This window comes from Chryseobacterium sp. SN22 (assembly GCF_008329705.1).
Taxonomy (GTDB): Bacteria; Bacteroidota; Bacteroidia; order Flavobacteriales; family Weeksellaceae; genus Chryseobacterium.
Map to the genome: position 1 here is coordinate 107,613 of NZ_VTSX01000001.1, position 21,708 is coordinate 129,320.

23 protein-coding genes are annotated in these 21,708 nt (G+C 41.2%); 17 read left to right on the plus strand and 6 right to left on the minus strand.

The window, feature by feature from the left end; translation table 11 throughout:
• Nucleotides 1-283: 283 nt before the first annotated feature.
• The 6 genes from FY557_RS00485 to FY557_RS00510 form a co-directional block, all read right to left on the minus strand.
• A complete protein-coding gene (locus tag FY557_RS00485; protein ID WP_149245338.1) occupies nucleotides 284-1,102 on the minus strand; it encodes an OmpA family protein in 819 nt (272 codons plus the stop codon).
• A gap of 317 nt (nucleotides 1,103-1,419) precedes the next feature.
• On the minus strand, nucleotides 1,420-2,838 hold the full coding sequence (locus FY557_RS00490; protein ID WP_149245339.1) for a T9SS type A sorting domain-containing protein: 1,419 nt from the start codon (nucleotides 2,836-2,838) through the stop codon (nucleotides 1,420-1,422).
• 108 nt (nucleotides 2,839-2,946) lie between these two features.
• Complete coding sequence (lysS, locus tag FY557_RS00495; protein ID WP_149245340.1) at nucleotides 2,947-4,647, minus strand: lysine--tRNA ligase; 1,701 nt, start codon at nucleotides 4,645-4,647, stop codon at nucleotides 2,947-2,949.
• Nucleotides 4,648-5,054: 407 nt separating this feature from the next.
• Nucleotides 5,055-5,987, minus strand: a complete 933-nt coding sequence (rlmF, locus tag FY557_RS00500) for a 23S rRNA (adenine(1618)-N(6))-methyltransferase RlmF (protein WP_149245341.1) — start codon at nucleotides 5,985-5,987, stop codon at nucleotides 5,055-5,057.
• Nucleotides 5,988-5,990: 3 nt separating this feature from the next.
• Nucleotides 5,991-6,362 (minus strand): c-type cytochrome, encoded by a 372-nt coding sequence (locus FY557_RS00505; RefSeq protein WP_149245342.1) that lies wholly within the window; start codon nucleotides 6,360-6,362, stop codon nucleotides 5,991-5,993.
• Nucleotides 6,363-6,373: 11 nt separating this feature from the next.
• Complete coding sequence (locus FY557_RS00510; protein ID WP_149245343.1) at nucleotides 6,374-6,601, minus strand: hypothetical protein; 228 nt, start codon at nucleotides 6,599-6,601, stop codon at nucleotides 6,374-6,376.
• 1,011 nt (nucleotides 6,602-7,612) lie between these two features.
• Between FY557_RS00510 and FY557_RS00520 the strand changes: the two genes are divergently transcribed.
• The 17 genes from FY557_RS00520 to FY557_RS00595 all read left to right on the plus strand — a co-directional run bounded on the left by FY557_RS00520 (nucleotide 7,613) and on the right by FY557_RS00595 (nucleotide 21,697).
• A complete protein-coding gene (locus tag FY557_RS00520) occupies nucleotides 7,613-9,037 on the plus strand; it encodes an anthranilate synthase component I family protein (RefSeq protein WP_149245344.1) in 1,425 nt (474 codons plus the stop codon).
• 10 nt (nucleotides 9,038-9,047) lie between these two features.
• Nucleotides 9,048-9,677: an anthranilate synthase component II gene (locus FY557_RS00525; protein ID WP_149245345.1), complete on the plus strand. Its 630-nt coding sequence runs from the start codon at nucleotides 9,048-9,050 to the stop codon at nucleotides 9,675-9,677.
• Nucleotides 9,678-9,687: 10 nt separating this feature from the next.
• Complete coding sequence (gene trpD, locus FY557_RS00530) at nucleotides 9,688-10,677, plus strand: anthranilate phosphoribosyltransferase (RefSeq protein ID WP_149245346.1); 990 nt, start codon at nucleotides 9,688-9,690, stop codon at nucleotides 10,675-10,677.
• A 10-nt stretch (nucleotides 10,678-10,687) separates the two neighbouring features.
• Nucleotides 10,688-11,467, plus strand: coding sequence for an indole-3-glycerol phosphate synthase TrpC (gene trpC, locus FY557_RS00535; RefSeq protein ID WP_149245347.1), 780 nt, complete (start codon nucleotides 10,688-10,690; stop codon nucleotides 11,465-11,467).
• A gap of 21 nt (nucleotides 11,468-11,488) precedes the next feature.
• Nucleotides 11,489-12,133 (plus strand): phosphoribosylanthranilate isomerase, encoded by a 645-nt coding sequence (locus FY557_RS00540; RefSeq protein ID WP_149245443.1) that lies wholly within the window; start codon nucleotides 11,489-11,491, stop codon nucleotides 12,131-12,133.
• Between the two features lie 82 nt (nucleotides 12,134-12,215).
• On the plus strand, nucleotides 12,216-12,779 hold the full coding sequence (locus FY557_RS00545) for a hypothetical protein (protein WP_149245348.1): 564 nt from the start codon (nucleotides 12,216-12,218) through the stop codon (nucleotides 12,777-12,779).
• Nucleotides 12,769-13,974, plus strand: coding sequence for a tryptophan synthase subunit beta (gene trpB / locus FY557_RS00550; RefSeq protein ID WP_149245349.1), 1,206 nt, complete (start codon nucleotides 12,769-12,771; stop codon nucleotides 13,972-13,974). Before FY557_RS00545 ends, trpB begins: the two co-directional genes overlap by 11 nt.
• A gap of 41 nt (nucleotides 13,975-14,015) precedes the next feature.
• A complete protein-coding gene (gene trpA, locus FY557_RS00555; RefSeq protein WP_149245350.1) occupies nucleotides 14,016-14,804 on the plus strand; it encodes a tryptophan synthase subunit alpha in 789 nt (262 codons plus the stop codon).
• 22 nt (nucleotides 14,805-14,826) lie between these two features.
• Complete coding sequence (gene lipB / locus FY557_RS00560; RefSeq protein WP_149245444.1) at nucleotides 14,827-15,561, plus strand: lipoyl(octanoyl) transferase LipB; 735 nt, start codon at nucleotides 14,827-14,829, stop codon at nucleotides 15,559-15,561.
• 161 nt (nucleotides 15,562-15,722) lie between these two features.
• Entirely contained in the window at nucleotides 15,723-16,556 is an 834-nt protein-coding gene (locus tag FY557_RS00565; protein ID WP_228451654.1) for a serine hydrolase domain-containing protein, read from the plus strand.
• A gap of 38 nt (nucleotides 16,557-16,594) precedes the next feature.
• A complete protein-coding gene (locus tag FY557_RS20260) occupies nucleotides 16,595-16,753 on the plus strand; it encodes a hypothetical protein (protein WP_228451655.1) in 159 nt (52 codons plus the stop codon).
• 228 nt (nucleotides 16,754-16,981) lie between these two features.
• Nucleotides 16,982-17,935 (plus strand): protein-glutamine glutaminase, encoded by a 954-nt coding sequence (locus FY557_RS00570; RefSeq protein WP_149245351.1) that lies wholly within the window; start codon nucleotides 16,982-16,984, stop codon nucleotides 17,933-17,935.
• 325 nt (nucleotides 17,936-18,260) lie between these two features.
• On the plus strand, nucleotides 18,261-18,893 hold the full coding sequence (locus FY557_RS00575) for an NAD(P)H-dependent oxidoreductase (RefSeq protein ID WP_149245352.1): 633 nt from the start codon (nucleotides 18,261-18,263) through the stop codon (nucleotides 18,891-18,893).
• 27 nt (nucleotides 18,894-18,920) lie between these two features.
• Nucleotides 18,921-19,355 carry a MarR family winged helix-turn-helix transcriptional regulator gene (locus FY557_RS00580; RefSeq protein ID WP_149245353.1) on the plus strand — a complete coding sequence of 145 codons (435 nt, stop codon included), beginning with the start codon at nucleotides 18,921-18,923 and terminating at the stop codon, nucleotides 19,353-19,355.
• Nucleotides 19,356-19,778, plus strand: a complete 423-nt coding sequence (locus FY557_RS00585; protein ID WP_149245354.1) for an organic hydroperoxide resistance protein — start codon at nucleotides 19,356-19,358, stop codon at nucleotides 19,776-19,778.
• Between the two features lie 164 nt (nucleotides 19,779-19,942).
• A complete protein-coding gene (locus FY557_RS00590) occupies nucleotides 19,943-21,064 on the plus strand; it encodes a lactonase family protein (RefSeq protein WP_228451656.1) in 1,122 nt (373 codons plus the stop codon).
• Between the two features lie 147 nt (nucleotides 21,065-21,211).
• A complete protein-coding gene (locus FY557_RS00595; RefSeq protein ID WP_149245356.1) occupies nucleotides 21,212-21,697 on the plus strand; it encodes a hypothetical protein in 486 nt (161 codons plus the stop codon).
• Nucleotides 21,698-21,708: the final 11 nt, after the last annotated feature.

Below are 21,708 nucleotides of genomic sequence, written 5' to 3' on the forward strand. Positions count from 1 at the left end.
ATTTTTGTCACCTTGCATGATCCAAGTATAGCCTCAGAAATGCGCACGCAAAGATTCGCGTCCGGATTCCTAATTGAAATTGAAAATTTGCCTTCGTCAATAATAAACTGCAGGTTTTAAAAGATAGAGAATTGTCACGATTGTAAACCACAAAAATAATCACTTGTTATTCAGTACCTTTAATCTGTAGTCTTAATATAAAAAATTCCAGCTCCAGCTCCATCAGCCTCATTTATACTTTGAGTCCAAGTTAATTAAGATAAATGGTTCTACAGATTCTACCTTACTTTTTAAGCAGAACAATTTCGACTCTCCGGTTTTTGCTGAAGTCGTCTTCCGTACGTTCGGGATAAACAACAGGATTAAGATGTCCCTGCCCGGAAGCTGTGATCCTTGAAGGATGGATTCCCTGGAGTTCCAGAAATTCTTTGATGGCATTTGCTCTTGTGAAAGACAGATTGAAGGTTTTCAAATCAAGATCTTCTCCGTCGAAATTATCATAGTCGCAGCAGATATGGCCCTGCAGCTCTACTTCCAAGGACGGATTGTTTTTTAAAATGTCTGCCAGCCGGATCAGAACTTTATTGCCTTTCGGAAGCCAGAAGTGCCGGCCTCCGATAAAATTGACATTCGGAAGGGAAAAGGTGTCTTTCACTTTCATTTCAGAAATTTTTTTGCTGAAGAAACTGGCAAAAGCCTTTCCGGCCCTGATTTCTCCAGGAGCCATTACCCGATCAATAAATACATCTACCCTTCTGTTTTTCCGGCGCAGCTCTTCAGTGCTGTTGTCGTTGATCTGTTTTTCTTTTCCCAGACCGGTTACACTCTGCACCTCGATATAACGGCTGATTTTTTTTTGCAGATAGGCACTGACTGCACGGGCCCGGTTTTCCGACAGTTTCTTATTGTAATCCGAAGTCCCGGAAATGTCACAATTCCCAAAAATCCTGAATTGCAAAGTTTTATTCAACCGGCTTATACTATCCAATTTTTTCTTTGAATCCATGCTAAGCTCAGCACTGTTATAATCAAAATAAACAGAAGTCAGCATCTGCGCTTTACTGTTTATACAAAGGAAAATCAATATGATAAGAATTTTCATCTTATTTGTTTTTTTAATAACGGTAAATGATCTGAAATAGTTTATGATCAGGTTTTATACATTGTATTTATCTGAAAATACTCTTGAAAAGCTAACGGTTCCATTGGTTCGGGTGAATTATATTTTTCAGTATTGATAAGGCATTGGCAGTATATGCGTAATTCACGGTCCAATTCAAATTATTTATTAATACTAAAATAATTTCAATAGATCATTCACACTTTAACCTGGCGAAAGGCCACAACAGCATAATAAAATATTTCTGAAATGAAAAAACCCCGGATGAGACCCGGGGTTTACCTGCTGAAGTTAAAAGCTTACCGCTTCATGCCTTTTTTAGAAATTACTTTATCTTTTTGGGTTGTAATTTTAATAATATAAATGTCTTTTTGGAGATTGGAAGTATCGATATTTTTTGAGGATTTACTTTCCATAATTAATCTTCCGCCTTTATCTAAAATTTGCACAGACTTTATTTCTTCATTGGTTATCAAATTCAGCTCGTTATTGAACGGATTGACAAACCGGACGTCTACATCCGTATTAATTTCTTTTGCTGTAAGAACCGCATTTGAAATTACATATCTTTTAATTACACTCGGGTTAATCATCAAATACAGATAATTATCTTTCACTGAGATGAAAATTTTGTCATCGGGATTGATCATCGGCGTTGTAATGCCCGTATCCAAAAGCGTTTGGCTGTTAATCGTACTTAAATTATTACTGTTAACACTCATAAGAAATAATTTCCTGGGATAGCTGTCGTCTAAGACCGGTATAATAACATGATTGTTTACCACTGCAAAATCCTGGGCATATAAGAGATTTTTCCCGTTAAGATTACCGGGAAGATCTATTTTCCCGTTAGAACCGAATGAAGTATCGAGCATACCGGTAGGCAAGGTCTTTGTGAGAAATTTTGCTAATGAAAGATCATCAAACAGATAATTTACGAGTGAATTATCATTCATCATACAAAACTTAATGATTATGGATGAAGACCCCGTATTGTACTGCGCATTGCCGTTAACTCCAAAGCTGGTGTCATAAGTCCCGGTCGTGTAATTCATTTTGCGGAGCGACGAATTGTTAGATTCGTATTCCATTATGGAATTACCGGCATGAAAGGCTACGAATTTTTCATGATTGCTGAAAATTGCACTTGTGTAATTGGATAAAGTGCTGTTACAGGCCATGGTTCCATTGGTACCAAATGCCAAATCGAGCTGTCCCGACGGATTGAGCTGATAAATACTGTTGGTCGTTCTGATCAGCAGATTCCCATTTGGCAAGACCTTCCGGTAAATTTCGTTAGCAAGGATTTCGGTCTGTCCGGCAATTCCGTAAGTAAGGTCCAGAGTTCCGTTGTAATGGAATTTTTTTCCCGAAAACATCATCACATCAGCAGCGCCGGAATTGTGAACGAAATCTTCGCCGCCTGCCGTACCATACGCCAGCGGGCAACCAAACGACCCCGCCGTCCCAAAAGATGAGTCGATATTGCCATCTGTACCGAGCATAGTGATTCTGGAATCCGTAAGATTGGAGGTTGATACATCAAAGTTCTGAACGATAATTTTGTTATTCACAAAATGGTAAGATAGAAATCCGCTTACGCCGGGATTCAAAGTTACAATGCTGTTGGTGCCGAAATTAGAATCGGCTACAAGGTTAAGTTGAGCGTTGGCCAATGAGGCTACCAACGCTAACGCGGTAATAAATGATTTTTTCATAATATTTTGTTTTGTAGGTGTTTATCAAAATTACTGATTTTTTTCACACAAAAATGAAAAAGCAGGCAATAATTGCCTGCTTCTATATATCTGTGGTACATAAAGTTACTAAACCAGCCTCATCAAAATATTATCATCGGTTTTTTCTACTTTTATCAGGTTTCCTTTCGTTAAATTTTTAGAAGCCTTGTCCCATTTTTTACCGGAAAGCTGACTTCTCTGCTTTACTTCAGCAAGTGAAAACGCATCTGCCTGAGAATTTAAGATTTCTAAAATAACTTTTTCATCTTCTCCAAGCTCGATTTGAGGAACTGTCTTTTCAGGTTTCATCTGTGGGAAAAACAACACTTCCTGAATGGAGGCGTTATTGCTAAGAAACATAATCAGCCTGTCCATACCGATTCCCAACCCTGAGGTTGGCGGCATGCCATATTCCAGAGCTCTAAGGAAATCCTCGTCAATAAACTGTCCTGCTTCGTCATCCCCTTTCTCGGATAACTTCAGCTGATCTTCAAAACGTTCTCTCTGATCGATCGGGTCATTAAGCTCGGAATAGGCATTGGCAATTTCCTTTCCGCACACCATTAATTCGAAACGCTCCGTAAGGCCTTCTTTGCTTCGGTGCTTTTTGGTTAAAGGTGACATCTCGATCGGGTAATCGGTAATAAAAGTCGGCTGGATGAAGTTCCCTTCACATTTTTCACCGAAGATTTCATCGATTAATTTTCCTTTCCCCATTGTTTCGTTTACTTCAATACCGATTGATTTAGCAAAATCGAATAATTCCTTTTCTGTTTTACCGGTAATATCGAAACCTGTGAATTTCAGAATCGCATCCGTCATTGAAACCCTTTCGTAAGGGGCTTTGAAATCTACCTCATATTCACCGAAAGTCGCTTTGGTGGTTCCGTTTACCTGAATGGCACAGAATTCCAGTAATTTCTCGGTGAAATTCATCATCCAGTTGTAATCTTTGTAAGCTACATAGATTTCCATAGCGGTAAATTCCGGGTTATGGGTACGGTCCATCCCTTCATTCCTGAAGTTCTTGGAGAATTCATACACCCCGTCGAATCCGCCTACGATCAGTCTCTTCAGATATAATTCGTTGGCAATCCTTAAATACAGCGGAATATCAAGTGCATTATGATGCGTAATAAAAGGCCTTGCGGCAGCTCCACCGGGAATCGACTGTAAAATAGGCGTTTCCACTTCAAAATAACCGGCATCGTTGAAGAAATTCCTCATGGCATTGAAAAGTTTCGTTCTTTTTACGAAAACTTCCTTTACCTGAGGATTTACCGTTAAATCCACATAACGCTGCCTGTATCTCATTTCCGGATCGTTGAAAGCATCGTAAACGACTCCGCTTTCATCGGTTCTCGGCTGAGGAAGAGGCCTTAGGGATTTGGTAAGAAGCGTAAAGTTCTTTACCAAAACTGTTTTTTCACCTACCTGCGTGGTAAAAAGCTCTCCTTCTACCCCAATAATATCGCCTATATCCAAAAGGTGTTTATAGACTTCATTGTACAATGTTTTATCTTCGCCTGTACAGATTTCATCCCTGTTAAAGTACACCTGGATACGACCCGTAGAATCCTGCAATTCAGCAAAAGAAGCTTTTCCCTGAATCCTTCTGGACATCAGCCTTCCAGCAATCTTCACCTGTTTACTTTCTGCGAAATCCTGTTTTATAGATTCTGTAGTATCCGTAATGACATATTCATCCGCCGGGAACGCATTAATTCCCATTTCAACAAGCTTATTCAGCTTTTCTCTCCTAATGATTTCTTGTTCTGATAATTGCATTTCTTATTTTTCTAAAAGCGTACAAATTTAGTGATTATTTATAAAATTAAGTTCAAAAAATTGGTTCAAATATGATATACCAAAAATCAATATTATTTAAGAAAATAATCAATTATATGTCATACTGTATAAAATATTTTTAATTATAATAAAAATTTCACTTTATAATGAATTAAAAACAGAATTTATTTGTTATCTTTGGGTACACCACGAATCAAAAATAAATAAAGTATGAAAAAATGATGACTTTGTTTCCCCGTATTTAAATATTACAGGTCTAATCTTTCGGAATAATTAATACGGGCGGGTTAATGTTGGGAAAATATCTTCTGCAGAAGCCTGATTTTTCAGTATGATTCTAGAAACACAATGCTCTAAGCACCTTACAATCTGTAAGGTGTTTATTTTTAATTTAAATTCAGCCAGTTTTTTTGCTTATGCTGCGGAACAAATGTCCATGCCAGCATCCGGCTTATTTTCTGGCCCTGCGCCATTTCTATTACCTTGAATTCTACCGCTTTTACTTTCTTTAGAAGGGAAGTAAGTTTAAAAAGATGATCCTTTTTTGAAACCAGGCAGGTAAACCACAGCACCTGTGAAGGATACAGCATACTCTCCCGGATCATATTCGTGATAAATGCCAGTTCACCGCCTTCACACCAAAGTTCAGACTGCTGTCCGCCGAAATTCAGGACAGGTTTACGGACTTTTGATCGGGTAAGATTTTTTGTTTTTCTCAGGTTTCCTTTTAAAGCCGAAACTTCAGAATCATGGAATGGCGGATTGCACATGGAAAATGCAAAACGCTCTTCAGGTTCAATGATATTTTTAAAGATATGATCTGCTTCCGGCTGTTTCTTCAGGCGGATAACCGGTAACAGATCCGGATTACCATCCAAGATCCGACCTGCATTCTGTAAAGAGTCTTCATTGATATCGGTCCCGAGCATGGCCCAGCCGTATGACCGGTGCGCAATTAAAGGATAAACCAGATTGGCGCCCATCCCGATATCAAGTCCATGTATCTTTTGGCCTTCCGGAATTTCACCGAAGGATTCCGCCAGCAGATCGGCAATGTAATGAATATAATCTGCCCTGCCGGGAATCGGAGGACAGAGGTTGGTATCGGGAATATCCCAGTGCTGAACCCTATAAAAGTGTAACAACAAAGCTTTATTCAGCAGCTTAACCGCCTTAGGAAGGCTGAAATTGATCGTTACACTTTGATAAGCGTTCACAAAAACATAGTGTTTTAATTCCGGTACACAGGAAATCAGCTGACCGAAATCGTACGGATCCCGGTGGAGATTCCTGGGATGCAGATTGGACTTTTCAGCCATGCCCTACTTTTTCAGGCTTAAAATATACTGCACCATTTTTTTGGCATCTTCTTTAGATACCTGAGGGTGAGGAGACATCGGTACCCCGCCCCAGACTCCGCTGCCGCCTTCAATGATCTTGGAAGCCAGCAGCTCCGTATCTTTTTCAGAATATTTATCTGCAATCTGCTGATACGAAGGCCCTATCATCTTTTCGTTCACCGCATGGCATCCGGAACAGTCCAGTGTCTCAATAATCTGATCTCCGGAAAGGTTGCTTTTGCCGGGATCCGGGGCCGATGCCATTTCTGACCCGGAATCAGCAGAAGGGGTTTCTTTTTTAGAACAGGAAAACATCAGCATGGTCATACATCCTGCTAAAAACAGATTTTTCATGATTCCCGTACTTATTTTTTGGCAGCCGTAGCCGTATCTGGTTTTGTCTGGTTAGCCGGCAAAGATTCTGCTGCATTTACCTGGGAGTTTTCCGTTTTTCTGGCTGTGGAATCCACTACTGTAGGGGCATCCGGTTCAGGCAACATGGTGTTGCTGTCCTGTAAGTCATGATTTGGTTTCTTTGAGCAGCTTGCCGCTAGTAAACCTCCGATAAATGCAATTGCTAATACTTTTTTCATTATTTTTCCTATAAAATTTAGACAAAAATATAAAAAATAAACGTTCAAACTCATGATAAATATGCATTTTAAAGATATTTTACGGAAGATTAAATTCAGGTACGATTATATTTAAGATTCATTTTAAAATTAAAGCATGGTTTTCATTTCAAAAATTCTCTTTCTTACAAGCCATTACGGTTTCCTTACGATGGTGTGTTCGTTTATGCTATTGGAATAATATCAGTTCCAAATAAAAAATGGGACTCCTGATCATGCCTTTATTCTGTTTATCGGAAATGTAATCGGAGAACGGTTCCTGGACGCCTGGTTTTAAATAAATACGGCACAGAAAGTATGGCCATTATTACCTCTGATCCATAGACCCACCTACCCTCAACGAACAATATACTCATGATTATGAAGACATTATAAAGAGATAAGAGGGCAGTTATATTACCTCTTTATTTTCAACCACCAAGGCAGCCATCTATCCTATTGGAAATGCAATCAGGATTCCGCAGAAAGAAAAGTTCTTCCCTGTAAAATTCATTCACGGCGAGGCAAACATCATGACTCTTTACAACCGGTCTGATGAAGGAAAAATGCTGTTGAAAAAGTAAGAATACAATACGAAGCCGATCCTCAAAATCCGGAATTCATCCGGGAATACCGTTCTGCTCTCCAAAAGGATCTGAAAGAATACGATGATACTGAATATTCCCCAAAGCTCAGACAATTGGAAAGCAAATAATTTTTCAGATTAAAATCGAAAAGGAACAGGATTTGTTATAAGCTATGAGATTTATTTTAATCATTTTGTTTTTCATATTAAAAAAATATATACATTTGTACCATGTTTAGTGACAGCAATAATATTTGGTGGTGGCTTTCAAACTCTTCGTCGGGTCTGAGGCTGTTGTCGTGCTGTTAATTCATCTTAACGCATCAATAATAAAACAATATACAAAGAGACTTTGACGGATACCGTTGAAGTCTTTTTTATTTAATCCCCATTAAAATAAACTGCAGATGTTCAGTAAAAAAATAAAAGTAAAAACCGTTTCAAGAAAAACCCTGGGTGATCTCCGGACCCCGATGACCATTTACCTTCAGATTCGTGATCAGTTCAGGGATACCATCCTGCTGGAAAGTTCCGATTCCAAAAATATCGACAATAACTTTTCATTTATCGCCATTAATGCCATCGCGGGAATCGAGATTAAAACTTTAACGGATTTTGAGGTGAAACTGCCTGGCCAGGAGCCGGTGAAACAATCCATTGGCGGACAGAAGATTACTGAAATCCTACAGGAATTCGCTCATGTATTCGAATGTGAAAGCACAAGTGATCCGATTGAAAAAACGGCACAGAGCCTGTTCGGATACACCAGTTTTGAAGCGGTACAGTTTTTTGAGAACCTGAATTTCAAATCCCAGAGCCCTGAGGTGGAAATCCCTATTTTAAGGTATAGGCTGTATCAGTATGTAATCGCCATCAACCATTACAGTGATGAAATGCACATCATCGAAAACCAGATGGAAGGCGCAAAACCAGAGCTTTACGTATTGGAAAGCTTGATTAAAAACCATAATTCCGTTATTTACCCTTTTGAAAAAAACGGCGGGGAAACATCAAATATCACCGATGAAGAATATATCGATCTGGTACAGACGGCACAGAAGCACTGTATGCGGGGCGATGTCTTCCAGTTGGTTTTGAGCAGGAGGTTTGAACAGAAATTCAAGGGGGATGAATTCAATGTATACCGGGCTTTAAGGAACATCAACCCTTCGCCTTACCTTTTCTTCTTCGATTACGGAAGTTATAAACTCTTCGGATCCAGTCCGGAAAGTCAGCTGATCATCAAAAATAATAAAGCCATCATTCATCCGATTGCCGGGACTTTTAAAAGAACCGGGCATCTTGAAACCGATCTTCAGTCTATCGAAGCCCTGAAAAATGATGAGAAGGAGAATGCAGAACACACGATGCTGGTGGATCTGGCCAGAAACGATCTGGGAAAACTCGGGAAAAATGTTACGGTAACGAAATTAAAGGAAATCCAGCTTTTTTCCCACGTCATCCACATGGTCAGCGAAGTAACGGCCGATCTGGCGGAACAGACCAATCCTTTCGAAATGGTGGCAACCACTTTCCCTCAGGGAACTTTAAGCGGAGCCCCGAAACATAAAGCTTTACAGTTAATCGACAAATATGAAAAAGATTCCCGTGGCTATTACGGCGGATGTATCGGAATGATCGGTTTAGACGGCGAATGCAACCAGGCCATTATGATCCGTACTTTTTTAAGCAAAAACAACACCCTGTATTACCAGGCCGGTGCCGGATTGGTAGCGAAATCCAACCCCGAAAGCGAACTCCAGGAAGTAAACAATAAGCTGAATGCACTGAAAAAAGCAGTGGAAAAAGCAGAAAAACTGGTAGAAAAATAGTAAAAAGAAAATGACACATACCGAACTAACCACCAACCACCAACCGTCAACCATCGATCAGCAATCATCACTTAAGGTCCTGGTATTCGATAATTACGACAGTTTTACGTATAACCTCGTTCAGATGATCGAAAGAATTCTGGATACCAAAGTGGATGTGGTAAAAAATGACCAGATTCCTCTGGCTGAAATCGATCAATATGATAAAATCGTGCTTTCTCCCGGCCCGGGAATTCCCGAAGAAGCGGGAATTTTGCTGGACGTGATCAGAGTCTATGCGCCTACCAAAAGTATCCTGGGCGTATGTCTCGGCCAACAGGCGATTGCGGAAGCTTTCGGCGGAAGCCTGATCAATCTTACCGAAATTTATCATGGGGTTGCAACACCGGCAGAGGTGGTAAAGGATGATACGAAAATTTTCAGTAACCTTTCCAGCGGGATTGAAGTCGGAAGGTACCACAGCTGGGTGGTAAACCGCGAGGATTTACCCGGAGAACTGGAAATTACCGCCGTAGATAAAGACGGTATGATCATGGCTCTGCAACATAAAACTTATGATGTACACGGGGTGCAGTTTCATCCTGAAAGCATCCTGACACCGGAAGGGGAAGTAATTATCCGAAATTTTCTGTTAGCTTAAAAAAACATTTATGAAAGAAATTCTTCAATACCTTTTCAACCATCATACGCTTTCCAAATCGCAGGCGAAGGCGATCATGATTGAAATTGCTCAAAATAAATTCAACCCTACGGAAGTAACGGCCTTTGTTACCGTTTTTCTAATGCGGAATATTACCCTGCCGGAACTGGAAGGTTTCCGCGATGCCCTCCTGCAGATGGCCGTTCCCGTAAATATTGATGCAGAAGACGCCATCGATATTGTAGGAACCGGCGGCGACGGCAAGAATACGATCAATATCTCTACCCTCGCTAGCTTTGTAGTGGCGGGTGCGGGACAGAAAGTAACAAAACACGGAAATTATGGTGCTTCCACCATCACGGGATCATCCAACGTACTGGAAGCATTGGGTTATGAATTTAAAAACAATTCGCAACAGCTTCAGGAAGAACTGGATAAAGCTAACATCTGCTTTTTGCATGCCCCTTATTTTCATCCGGCCCTGCAATCCGTCGGAGCGCTAAGAAAATCATTGGGACTGAGAACTTTTTTCAATCTTCTCGGCCCGCTGGTGAATCCTGTGAAGCCGCAGTTTTCGGTGATCGGTGTTTATAACCTTGAAATCGCACGGATCTACCAATATCTCCTACAAAAAGACAGCCGCCAGTTTACCCTGGTCCATGGAATGGATGGTTATGATGAAATCAGTTTAACGGGTGACAGCAAGATCATCAGTAAAAAAGGGGAAGCGGTGTACACGACAGAGGATTTAGGTTTTACAGCCGTCACTCCGGAAAGCATTCAGGCCGGCGCGACACCGGAGGAAACGGCAGAGATGTTCAGAAATATCCTTGAAGGAAAAGGAACAGACGAACAGAATTCCGTGGTAATTGCTAATGCAGCGGTTGCCTTATTTTACACCGGTAAATTCGGAAGCTATGAAGACTGCCTTTCCATGGCGAAAGAGAGCCTGTATGGCGGAAAGGCCATGCAGAGCCTGAAAATATTGTTGAATGAATAAATGAAAAGGCATGAATATTTTAGATAAAATCGTCCAAAGAAAGCAAGAAGAACTGGCGTTCTCGAAATCACAAATTTCCGTTCAGCAGCTTAAAGATTCGGAATTTTTCGGAAGGAAAGGGCTTTCTTTAAAAGAAACGTTAAAAACGAAAAGCGGAATCATTGCTGAATTTAAAAGACAATCTCCGTCTAAAGGGATCATCAACGACAAAGCTTCACCGCTGGAAGTGGTTTCTGCTTATGAACATTCCGGAGCCAGCGCAGTTTCGGTTCTGACGGACCGGGATTTTTTCGGCGGAAGTTCCGATGATATCTTAAGCATCAGGAACCATATCCGGATTCCTGTTCTGAGAAAGGATTTTATGGTGGACGAATACCAGTTTTACGAAGCGAAATCCATTGGCGCCGATGTCGTTTTGCTGATCGCAGCCTGCCTTTCCCCTCAGCAGGTTCAGGAGTTCACGGCACTTTCCCATGAACTTGGATTGGAAGTGTTGCTTGAAATCCACTCGGAGGAAGAATTAAAACATATTAACCCGGATATTGATTTTGCCGGCATCAACAACAGGAACCTGAAAGATTTCAAAGTGGACCTCCAGCATTCCGTTGATCTTAAAAACAGGCTGCCCGAAGGAATTCTATCCGTAGCCGAAAGCGGTATTTACAGCGAGGAAGATTTTAAATACTTAAAAGAAACAGGCTTCGACGGATTTTTAATGGGTGAATATTTTATGAAAGACGAAAATCCGGGAAATAAATTCTCTGAATTTGTTTCAAATGTAACAATATAACGGTTTATCAATACAACAATGATGGAAAGCCAGCAAGTGAAACTTAAAGTTTGCGGATTGACTCGGATTGAACAGATTCAGGAACTGATTTTGATGGAAACTGATTTCCTTGGTTTCATTTTCTACGAAAAATCGCCCCGTTATGCACTGAATCATCTGACTTTGGAAGAAATTTCAACGATCGGCCATCAGGCAAAAGTCGGGATCTTTGTGAACGAAAGCCTGGAAAAACTTGCAGAAACAGCAAATAAGGCAAAACTGGATTTTATTCAGCTGCACGGCGATGAGGATGAATATTTTATTGTTGAACTAAGAAAATTAATCAGTCCCAAAACCGGAATTATTAAAGCCATCAGAATAGGTAATCAGGACCCGGATGAATTACAGAAAATAATCGACAATAATGGGTCAATGGTCAATTACCTGCTCTTTGACACCGATTCCAAAGCATTCGGCGGAACCGGCAAAACATTCGACTGGAATCTGCTGAACAACATCGAAATTCCTCTACCCTACTTTTTAAGCGGCGGGATTTCGGAAAAAAATATTGGCTGCGTAGGAATGCTGCGTCAAAAGCCCTTTGCTCTGGATATCAATTCTAAATTTGAAATTGAACCGGGTATTAAAGAAATAGACAAAATAAGAAATTTTAAAAATAAAATCTAGATAAAAAAGTTCTGAGGGGACAGCTTACAATAGAATCGGATAAATCTGATTTAACCAATTATTTTAAAACACAAAAACAACAATGAAAAAACATTATTCAAGGAAGCTGAAGCTTTTAAAATTCAGAAAACCTTATTTTAACGGCATAGAAAGAAAAGTGTACCGGATTTTATTTCCCCGCAAATTTAAAAATGAAAAAATACAATTGCTGCATGATTTTGTCTCAAAAAACGATGTCAACATAGAGTATTGGTACCCGGAAGGTTTGCTGGGTAATTTTATCGGAATCATTAAAGACTTCACTCCGGAAGACATCAGTTATTTCTTTGAAACCATTAACCTGTGGGACAGTTATCATATGGTGGTGATCGCTGACAAGCTGCTCGACAATCATGTCAAGGAAAGTGTGAAGTATGATTTCGGAACAGTGTACTGCAGAATTTTCTGCCAATATGAAAAATTTGATTCATATTATTTGATTGACAATCTTGAAATAGCAATTAATACGTATAATTCCAAACCGGATATTATACTGCTTATCGACCTTACGGCCAAAGTGCAATTATTATATAACCATCAACGGATCGGAAAGCAACAATTTGATTATACCCTTTTATTAATAAAAAAATTACAAAATGAATTATAAAAACCCGGATGAAAACGGATATTACGGAGAATTCGGCGGGGCATTTATCCCAGAAATGCTGTATCCGAATGTAGAAGAATTGCAGAAAAGCTATATCGGCATTATTGAATCGGAAGATTTTCAGAGGGAATACCAGGAGCTGCTGAAAAATTATGTGGGCCGCGCCACACCTCTGTATTTTTCCAGGAATTTAAGTCAGAAGTATAACACCAAAATATACCTGAAACGGGAGGACCTCAACCATACCGGAGCCCATAAGATCAATAATGCTTTGGGACAGGTTTTACTGGCCAGGCGGCTTGGCAAAAACAGGATCATTGCAGAGACCGGTGCCGGGCAGCATGGCGTAGCCACCGCAACAGCCTGCGCGCTGCTGGGACTGGAATGTATTGTCTACATGGGAGAAGTGGATATTCAGCGGCAGGCGCCGAATGTAGCGCGGATGAAAATGCTGGGAGCCAAAGTCGTTCCCGCCACTTCAGGTTCCAAAACCCTGAAAGATGCGGTGAATGAAGCCTTACGCGACTGGATCAACAATCCCGTAACCACGCATTATGTGATCGGAAGTGTGGTTGGTCCGCATCCTTTCCCGGATCTGGTGGCAAGATTCCAGAGCATCATTTCAAAGGAAATCAAGGAACAGCTTCTGGAACAGGCCGGCCGTGAAAACCCGGATTATGTAATCGCCTGTGTGGGAGGCGGAAGCAACGCTGCGGGAACCTTCTACCATTTCGTGAACGAGGAAGACGTCAAAATCATCGCTGCCGAAGCCGGAGGTTTCGGCGTGGATTCCGGGAAGTCGGCAGCTACAACTTTCCTGGGAACGTTAGGGGTTTTACATGGCAGCAAAAGCCTGGTAATGCAGACCGCTGACGGACAGGTAATCGAGCCCCATTCCATTTCCGCAGGACTGGATTATCCCGGGATCGGACCTTTCCACGCCAATCTGTTCATGGAAAAACGTGCGGAATTTTTCAGCATTACGGATAAGGAAGCATTACAGTCGGCCTTTGAACTCACCAAGCTGGAAGGCATCATTCCGGCTCTGGAAAGTGCCCATGCTCTGGCTGTTTTAGATAAAAAAGAATTTAACGAAAACGATATTGTGGTCATCTGCCTGAGCGGCCGCGGTGATAAGGATATGGAGACGTATTTGAAAAGGCTGGATGAGGGAAGCGGGAAGATGGAAGCTTAACGCATTATAAAAATAAATCAATTTAAATTTAAACTAACTTTATGAACGATAATAACATCCAGCACCCAGCTTCCGGCTTCCAGCCTCAAAAAAAACTAAACATCTACTTCACCGCAGGAATTCCCCAACTGGAAAATACTGCCGAAATTATAAGACTGATCCAGGATTCGGGAGCCGACATGATGGAAATCGGGATGCCGTATTCGGATCCGGTGGCGGACGGACCGGTCATTCAGCAGGCCCATGAACAGGCACTGCGAAACGGGATGACCATTGAAAAGCTGTTTGCCCAACTGAAATCCGTTAAAGACGAGATCCGAATTCCTGTAATTTTAATGGGATATATCAATCCTGTTCTAAGCTTCGGTTTCGAGAATTTCTGCCGGGAATGTTCGGAAAGCGGGGTTTCAGGACTGATTATTCCCGATTTACCGCCGATCGAATTTGAAAAAAAATACCGTGATGTTTTAAAACAATACCAGCTGAACTTCACCTTTTTGGTCACTCCGGAGACTTCGGATGAACGGATTTCATACCTGGATTCTTTAAGCTCCGGATTTCTGTATGCCGTCAGCTCTTCGTCCACCACAGGAAATAAAAATACGGTTCTGAAAAATGAAGACTACCTTTCAAGACTGGCGGCACTCCCGCTGAAAAATCCGGTAATGATCGGTTTTGGGATCAAATCCAGGGAAGATTTTGAAAATGTCACTGAAAAAGCGGACGGCGGAATTATCGGAACCGCATTTGTCAACATTCTTTTACAGCATGAAGACTGGAACAACAAAGCCGCTGATTTCATCCGTTCCATTAACGGTAAAAATCACTAAATTTGTACAGTCAAAAAAGGATATGAATACCATTCAGAATAAAACCGTCGCATTTGAAGATTTGGGAACCCGCGATTACCAGTCGGCCTGGGATTACCAGGAATCGCTGATGAAGAACATCATCGATCTTAAAATCAGAAACCGGGATCTTCCTGCCGAGCAGCATCTGGCAACACCCAACCATTTTTTACTGGTGGAACACCCTCATGTGTATACGCTGGGGAAAAGCGGCCACGAAGAAAATATGCTTGCCGGAATCGATAAGCTGAAGGAAATCGATGCCACTTTTGTAAAAGTCAACCGCGGTGGCGATATTACCTATCACGGCTACGGACAGATTGTCGGTTATCCGATCCTGGACCTTGAAAATTTCTTTACCGATATCCACAAATACATGCGGAACCTGGAGGAAGTGATCATCCGTACCATCGCCGAATATGGTCTGAATGGTGAACGTTCGCCGGGTGAAACGGGCGTCTGGCTGGATGTCGGAAAACCATACGCCCGGAAGATCTGTGCGATGGGCGTAAAAGCTTCCCGCTGGGTAACCCTGCACGGTTTCGCCTTGAATGTAAACACCGATATGCGGTATTTCGAATATATTATTCCGTGCGGGATCAAAGACAAGCAGGTAACTTCTCTGAAAAGGGAACTGGAGCGGGAACTGACCCCTGAGGAAATGGAAGAGATCAAAGCAAAGATCCGGAAGCATTTTGAAGAAGTTTTTGAAGCGGAACTGCAATTCAATAGCTTGTAACAATAACAGCAACAACATCAGGTGTTTTTTAAACCTCTCTGATTTCATCCATACTTTTATCCCGTCATCTGTATGACGGGATAATTTTTACCGTGTTCAGTATTTTTAGGACAGTATTGAATTATTAATTTTATTTTTGACGGTTTAAATAAAGAAACTTAATGACACGGACTTTCAAATGCATCTGCCTTCTCTTCTTTTTATCCTTCACCAGCTCCCTTGCACAGGACCAATATATTTTTGAGATCGACAGCCTGATCCATATCAAAAATCCCAGAAATTTCAACGGCGTTATCCTGATTACCAAAAAAGGGAAAGTACAATACTCAAGGGCTTACGGGATCAGGGATATCTACGATCCGGTTTCGCTGCAAATGGATGACCGGTTCGAAATCATGTCGAACACCAAACAGATCACAGCCGTTCTGCTGTTGCAGGAAGCAGAAAAAGGAAAAGTCGATCTTCAGGCTCCTATCAGCAGGTACCTGGATGACCTTACCGAACCGTGGGCAGATTCCGTTACCGTCCATCAGCTGCTGAACCATACCCATGGAATTACGGATCTTAATAAACCTCTGGCATTTAAACCCGGATCGGATTTTAAATACGGCAATCTTTCCAATATTCTTTTAGGAAAAATCATCGAAAAAGTATCGGGACAGTCTTATAAATCTGCGGCAGAAAATCTATTCCGGAAATTGGGCATGAATGATACTTTTTGCTACCTGAAAGAAGAGCAAAGAAAACGGGTAACCGGACATAGGGCCGACCGTAATATTTTCAGCACGGTTGAAGAATCTTTTATTACGGACGAGAACCTGCCGGCAGACGGCATCGTCACGACCGCAAAAGGCCTTTCAATATGGAATGATGCCCTTCACGAAGGAAAAATCCTGACTCCTGAAATGTACCGGTTCATGACCACTCCGTCAGCAATGTCCCAGCATGATGTTTCGGAAAAGAAAAAGCAGGCTATGGTTATAATATCAGAATAGTAAACGATCAGGAAATTCCATATTTCGGGCATACGGGTTTGGGTGACGGTTTTACTTCGCTCAATGTTTACTTTCCTAAAAGTAAAGTAAGCCTTATTATTCTGGAAAACCAGATGAATGAAAACAGTGATCTGTATTATTACTTTGAAAAAGAAATCAAAAACATCATTTTAAGCAGCAATCTGGTGAAAGAATAATTTGTTCGCACCTTTTAAAAACCGGCGTCCCATAAAATTTTCCGGCTTCTACATCTCTTGTTATCTTTTTAAATGACAGTAATTTACCTGTATTCCGATAAATATTAAGTATCCGCTTATTTTTTTAATAAAAATATTTTTTGCATTTATTTTTTTATTACATTTAATATCACAAAACAGTGAACTAAACAACAAGTTTGCTAAATATTAACCAAACAAAATAAAACTATGAAACAGCTTCTGTTATCCATGATGGCATTTGTGACCATTGCGTCCTTTAATGCCTGTGCAGATTCAAATGCCGGCCAGGATCCTGCGCTTGCAAAGGAATTCAACGAAAATACCCAAAACTTCGGAAGAACCGTCCCGGTAACCATGGAAAAAGAAAACGGTAAATACCGGGTGAATTTTATCATCACCGCCCAGAATTTTGAAATCCAGGACAGCAGAGAAAATGCAGCCTACATTTCCATGATTGGGGAAGCTGTGAAAAATGAAACGCCGATCCATGTTTTTCTGAGAGCCAATACTAATGAAATTGTAAGAGTAGACCCACCGACGGAAGAAGATATCCGTTATTTTAAATCGCTGCTTACGAAAGAAACACGTACGGAAACCCAGAAAGCCGTAAGTGTGATTCCGAACCAGGCTACGCTAAACAGCCTTTTCACCCAAATTAAGAACCAGTCCTGCGGAACATCCACCGCATCTTCTCCCTGCATAACCTTCAGATATGCAGTTGACGGATGCTATGCCCGGGCTCACAAGATGAGACAGATTCTCCTTAATGCAGGATATGACTGCGAAAAACAGTTTGTTTACGGAAACCTGCGGGCTTCCACCGGCACCTGCTGCGTATCATGGGGATACCATGTGGCGATATTGGTAAGCTTTAGAAATTCTTCGGGAACGGTTGAGAAAAGAATCATCGATCCTTCCCTGTTCACCAGCGGACCGGTAACGGATACGGCCTGGAGAAATGCCTGTGTGAATACCAGCTGCGGGTCTGCATCGGCCTCTTCTTATGCGAACACCGCCGGAACTGTCTACTACAGAAGTCCGTCCGGCTCTTTACTTTACGATAACAATTATGTAAATACCAATTGTGTACTGACCACTTTCGCTTCTCTTTCCGGCTGTTCCCCCAGCCCTGCACCAAGTGTAGCAAGTTGTGGATTTTAACCGAAAGCCATATAGCTCCTGCATTTTGCAGGAGCTTTTAATTTATCATAACTATGAAAATCTTTATTAATATTATTGTTTTAATCATAACAATTATCTGCTATTGCGGTAATTCCGGTTCACACGATCTAACGTAGTATAATCATTCTTTTATTATAAATATCACATAAGATTCGGAGCATCTTGGGAAATTCGAAGTCGGAATTAATGTATGGTCAATAGACTAAGGAAATAATTCATTTAGATAAATATGACGAAATTAAATTGCACACAATTCAATTTGGCAATATCTTTGCAGTATAGAATTTAATAAAAATTTAACAAAATGTCATTAATAGAAGATTTAAACTGGAGACATGCGGTAAAAGCTTATGATCCGGCCAAAAAAGTATCGGAGGAAGATTTGAATAAAATTCTGGAGTCGGCAAGGCTTGCCCCTACTTCATCCGGACTGCAGCCTTTCCGTGTTATCGTAGTAGAAAATCAGGAATTAAAAGAAAAAATGGTTCAGGGCGCGTTGAATCCGGAAGTAATGAGGGATTCTTCCCATGTATTGGTTTTTGCCGCCTGGGACAGCTATTCCGACGAAAAAATCGACAAGGTGTATGATCATCATACCGATGTAAGAAATCTGCCGAGAGGCCGTTTTTCCAGCTACACCGACAAAATAAAGGAGCTTTACGGAGCCCAGACGCCTGAAGAGCATTTTGCCCATACGGCCAGACAAACCTATATTGCCCTTGGATTGGCGATGGCACAGGCTGCCGAACTGAAAATTGATACTACTCCGGCAGAAGGTTTCAGCAATGCAGTGGTAGATGAGATCTTAGGATTAAGAAATCTGGGATTGAAAAGCGTCAGTTTACTGTACATCGGATACCGGGACGAGAAAAACGACTGGCTTTCCCACATGAAAAAAGTGAGAATTCCTATGGAGGAATTTATCATTAAAATGTAAAAAATTCAACTTTCAGTTTCAGAAGTTATGGAAAATCCCGAATGCTTAAAACTCGATAATCAGCTCTGCTTTCCGTTGTACGTGATTGCCAAAGAGATTACGGGGCTTTACCGTCCGTTTCTGGATGAGCTCGACATTACGTATCCGCAATACCTTGTGATGATGATCCTTTGGGAACATGACGGCCTTCCGGTAAACAGTATCGGCGAAAAGCTCTATCTGGACAGCGGTACCCTCACGCCCCTGCTGAAAAGACTGGAAGCAAAAGGATTTATTTCCCGGAAACGGAAAAAAGAGGACGAACGGGTGGTTGAAGTATTCATTACGGAATCCGGGAAAGCCCTGCAACTGAAAGCCTGTGAAATCCCCGGGAAGCTTCTGCAGAAAATTGATGCTGCTCCCGAAGACTGGATCCACCTTAAAGAAAGTGTTCAGAAAATATTAAATAAAATAGAAAAATAAATGAAAACCTTATACACCACAAAAGTTACGGCAACCGGGGGAAGAAACGGCCACGTAAAAAGCGAAAACGGAATCCTTGATCTTGAAGTAAAAATGCCTAAAGCGTTAGGAGGAGCCAATGACGAATTCACCAATCCCGAAATGCTTTTTGCAGCCGGATACGCTGCCTGTTTCGACAGTGCTTTAAACAGAGTAATTTCCCTGTCTAAAACGCAAACCGGAGAAACTACCGTAACTGCGGAAGTAAGCATCGGGCAACTTGAAAACGGAGGCTTCGGACTGGCGGTTCAGCTGGATGTCAACATTCCCGGCGTTTCTCAGGAAGAGGCTCAGTCTTTAACGGAAAAAGCCCATGAGATCTGCCCGTACTCTAACGCCACCCGCAACAATATCGAAGTGAAGCTTTTGGTAACGAACAATTAAGATTTACTTCTTATATAGTATGAAATCTGCTTTCCGGAAGCAGATTTTTTTATTTGATAAATATATATAGCGGATGTGGTTTCTATAATTCAAAGATCCGATAATTCGTTAAAAATTATCCGTATGTTTGCCACTCAAAAGTTTCAATGCATTAAATCATATCCTTGAAAAATATCCTTTCTTTAATCATTATTTTCTCCTGCCTTTTTAAAATCCATGCCCAGCACACCTATGCTTTCTTCGGTTCTTTTAACCGGGATAAAGATACGGAAGGCCTGTATGTCTACGAACTGGATGCCCTCAGCGGAAAACTTTCAAAAGTTACTTCAATTAAAGGAATCCTCAATCCTTCTTTCCTTACGGTTTCTCCCAATGGAAAATACGTTTTTGCCTGCACGGAAAGCAAGACGAAAAACGGAGGAAGTGTCAGCAGCTTTGCTTTTGATCCTGAAAGAAAGTCGCTCACGCTGATCAGCAAACAGAAAAGCGGGGGAGAAAATCCCGTTTATCTCACCGTTCATCAAAACGGAAAATGGCTGGTGAACGGAAATTACACGGAAGGCAGCATTTCGGTATATCCTGTTTCTGAAAACGGGCAGATTCAACCGTATGTCCAGAATTTTCAGTTTACGGAAGGAAGCATAGACCCAAACAGGCAGGCACGGGCCCATATCCATTCCACCGTTTTTTCTCCTGATCTCAATTACATTTTTTTACCGGATCTGGGAGCGGATAAGATCAGGACGTACCGGTTTAAAAGTGAGGAGGAGCAGCCGTTACAACCTGCAACAATTCCCTTTACGGCAACGGTTCCCGGAAGCGGACCAAGACATTTCACCTTTCATCCCAACGGAAAATTTGCCTACTGCATTGAAGAGATGGGCGGAGCGGTAAGTGTTTATTCGTATGATAACGGAAAGCTGGACTACCTCCAACGCATCGATACCCATTCTGAAAAGTACAGGGAAGATTTTGAAAGTTCGGATGTACACGTTTCGCCGGACGGCAGATTCCTGTATGCCTCCAACCGTGGGAACGAAAACAACATTGCCATTTTTTCAATTCGTGATGACGGAACTTTAAAAACGGTCGGTTACCAATCCACCAAAGGAAAACATCCGCGGGTTTTCAATCTGGATCCGGAAGGCAAATTTTTAATTGCCACCAACGCCGGAACCGGTACGGTTGTCGTATTCAGAAGAAACCCGGACACAGGACTGCTGAAAAAAGTGGGCAGAAAGATTAAGATTAAAAGTGTTTCGTGCGTGGAGATCAGGAAATATTAATCCTGTCTTTATTCCTTCTAAACGTTTAATATGAAGATGTACATTATTATCCCGGATCATGTCCGGATAAACCGGTTCCCGTTATAGCTGCCCATCACTGCATGTTATAAAAAACATAAATAATCATTAAAATAAATAATTATCCTCATGACTAAAACTGAGTTTCTGGATCTTTTACGGGAATCAACAACAGAGTGTTACAAATTTGCAAAAAATTATGTTGCTGATGATCTTCCCGAACGTTTTATCTATTGCGTTTCGCTCAACGTTTCCTATGATGATCCTCAACTTAAAGGATTTGATATTTACCCTGAAGATCATGACCGCAGACTTGAAATGATAAAGGATACGGATGTTGCAGAGCTTCTGTACCGGAAAGGCAAAATACCGGTTTGGATCGACATTTCCGTAGAATGTGTTCACAGGCATACAACCGTCATCGAGCTTCTGTGTGCAGGACGTTTTTCTGATAAAAGCGAAGACTGTTATTATAACCATTATGATATTGTATCTCCATTTGGGGTCAAAAGCCCTACTCTTCCTTACGGCCATAAAGAGGGAGAAAAATTCAGATTAAAAAACAAGTATAAAAAATCTCTTTTAGGCAGGCTGACAGCATGGTTCAGTAAATGATCCAAATAAGG

Excerpts from the sequence above, each read along its gene's own strand:
- FY557_RS00485 (WP_149245338.1), bottom strand. The coding sequence starts at position 1,102 with ATGAAAATTCTTATCATATTGATTTTCCTTTGTATAAACAGTAAAGCG.
- FY557_RS00490 (WP_149245339.1), bottom strand. The coding sequence starts at position 2,838 with ATGAAAAAATCATTTATTACCGCGTTAGCGTTGGTAGCCTCATTGGCC.
- lysS (WP_149245340.1), bottom strand. The coding sequence starts at position 4,647 with ATGCAATTATCAGAACAAGAAATCATTAGGAGAGAAAAGCTGAATAAG.
- rlmF (WP_149245341.1), bottom strand. The coding sequence starts at position 5,987 with ATGGCTGAAAAGTCCAATCTGCATCCCAGGAATCTCCACCGGGATCCG.
- FY557_RS00505 (WP_149245342.1), bottom strand. The coding sequence starts at position 6,362 with ATGAAAAATCTGTTTTTAGCAGGATGTATGACCATGCTGATGTTTTCC.
- FY557_RS00510 (WP_149245343.1), bottom strand. The coding sequence starts at position 6,601 with ATGAAAAAAGTATTAGCAATTGCATTTATCGGAGGTTTACTAGCGGCA.
- FY557_RS00520 (WP_149245344.1), top strand. The coding sequence starts at position 7,613 with ATGTTCAGTAAAAAAATAAAAGTAAAAACCGTTTCAAGAAAAACCCTG.
- FY557_RS00525 (WP_149245345.1), top strand. The coding sequence starts at position 9,048 with ATGACACATACCGAACTAACCACCAACCACCAACCGTCAACCATCGAT.
- trpD (WP_149245346.1), top strand. The coding sequence starts at position 9,688 with ATGAAAGAAATTCTTCAATACCTTTTCAACCATCATACGCTTTCCAAA.
- trpC (WP_149245347.1), top strand. The coding sequence starts at position 10,688 with ATGAATATTTTAGATAAAATCGTCCAAAGAAAGCAAGAAGAACTGGCG.
- FY557_RS00540 (WP_149245443.1), top strand. The coding sequence starts at position 11,489 with ATGGAAAGCCAGCAAGTGAAACTTAAAGTTTGCGGATTGACTCGGATT.
- FY557_RS00545 (WP_149245348.1), top strand. The coding sequence starts at position 12,216 with ATGAAAAAACATTATTCAAGGAAGCTGAAGCTTTTAAAATTCAGAAAA.
- trpB (WP_149245349.1), top strand. The coding sequence starts at position 12,769 with ATGAATTATAAAAACCCGGATGAAAACGGATATTACGGAGAATTCGGC.
- trpA (WP_149245350.1), top strand. The coding sequence starts at position 14,016 with ATGAACGATAATAACATCCAGCACCCAGCTTCCGGCTTCCAGCCTCAA.
- lipB (WP_149245444.1), top strand. The coding sequence starts at position 14,827 with ATGAATACCATTCAGAATAAAACCGTCGCATTTGAAGATTTGGGAACC.
- FY557_RS00565 (WP_228451654.1), top strand. The coding sequence starts at position 15,723 with ATGACACGGACTTTCAAATGCATCTGCCTTCTCTTCTTTTTATCCTTC.
- FY557_RS00570 (WP_149245351.1), top strand. The coding sequence starts at position 16,982 with ATGAAACAGCTTCTGTTATCCATGATGGCATTTGTGACCATTGCGTCC.
- FY557_RS00575 (WP_149245352.1), top strand. The coding sequence starts at position 18,261 with ATGTCATTAATAGAAGATTTAAACTGGAGACATGCGGTAAAAGCTTAT.
- FY557_RS00580 (WP_149245353.1), top strand. The coding sequence starts at position 18,921 with ATGGAAAATCCCGAATGCTTAAAACTCGATAATCAGCTCTGCTTTCCG.
- FY557_RS00585 (WP_149245354.1), top strand. The coding sequence starts at position 19,356 with ATGAAAACCTTATACACCACAAAAGTTACGGCAACCGGGGGAAGAAAC.
- FY557_RS00595 (WP_149245356.1), top strand. The coding sequence starts at position 21,212 with ATGACTAAAACTGAGTTTCTGGATCTTTTACGGGAATCAACAACAGAG.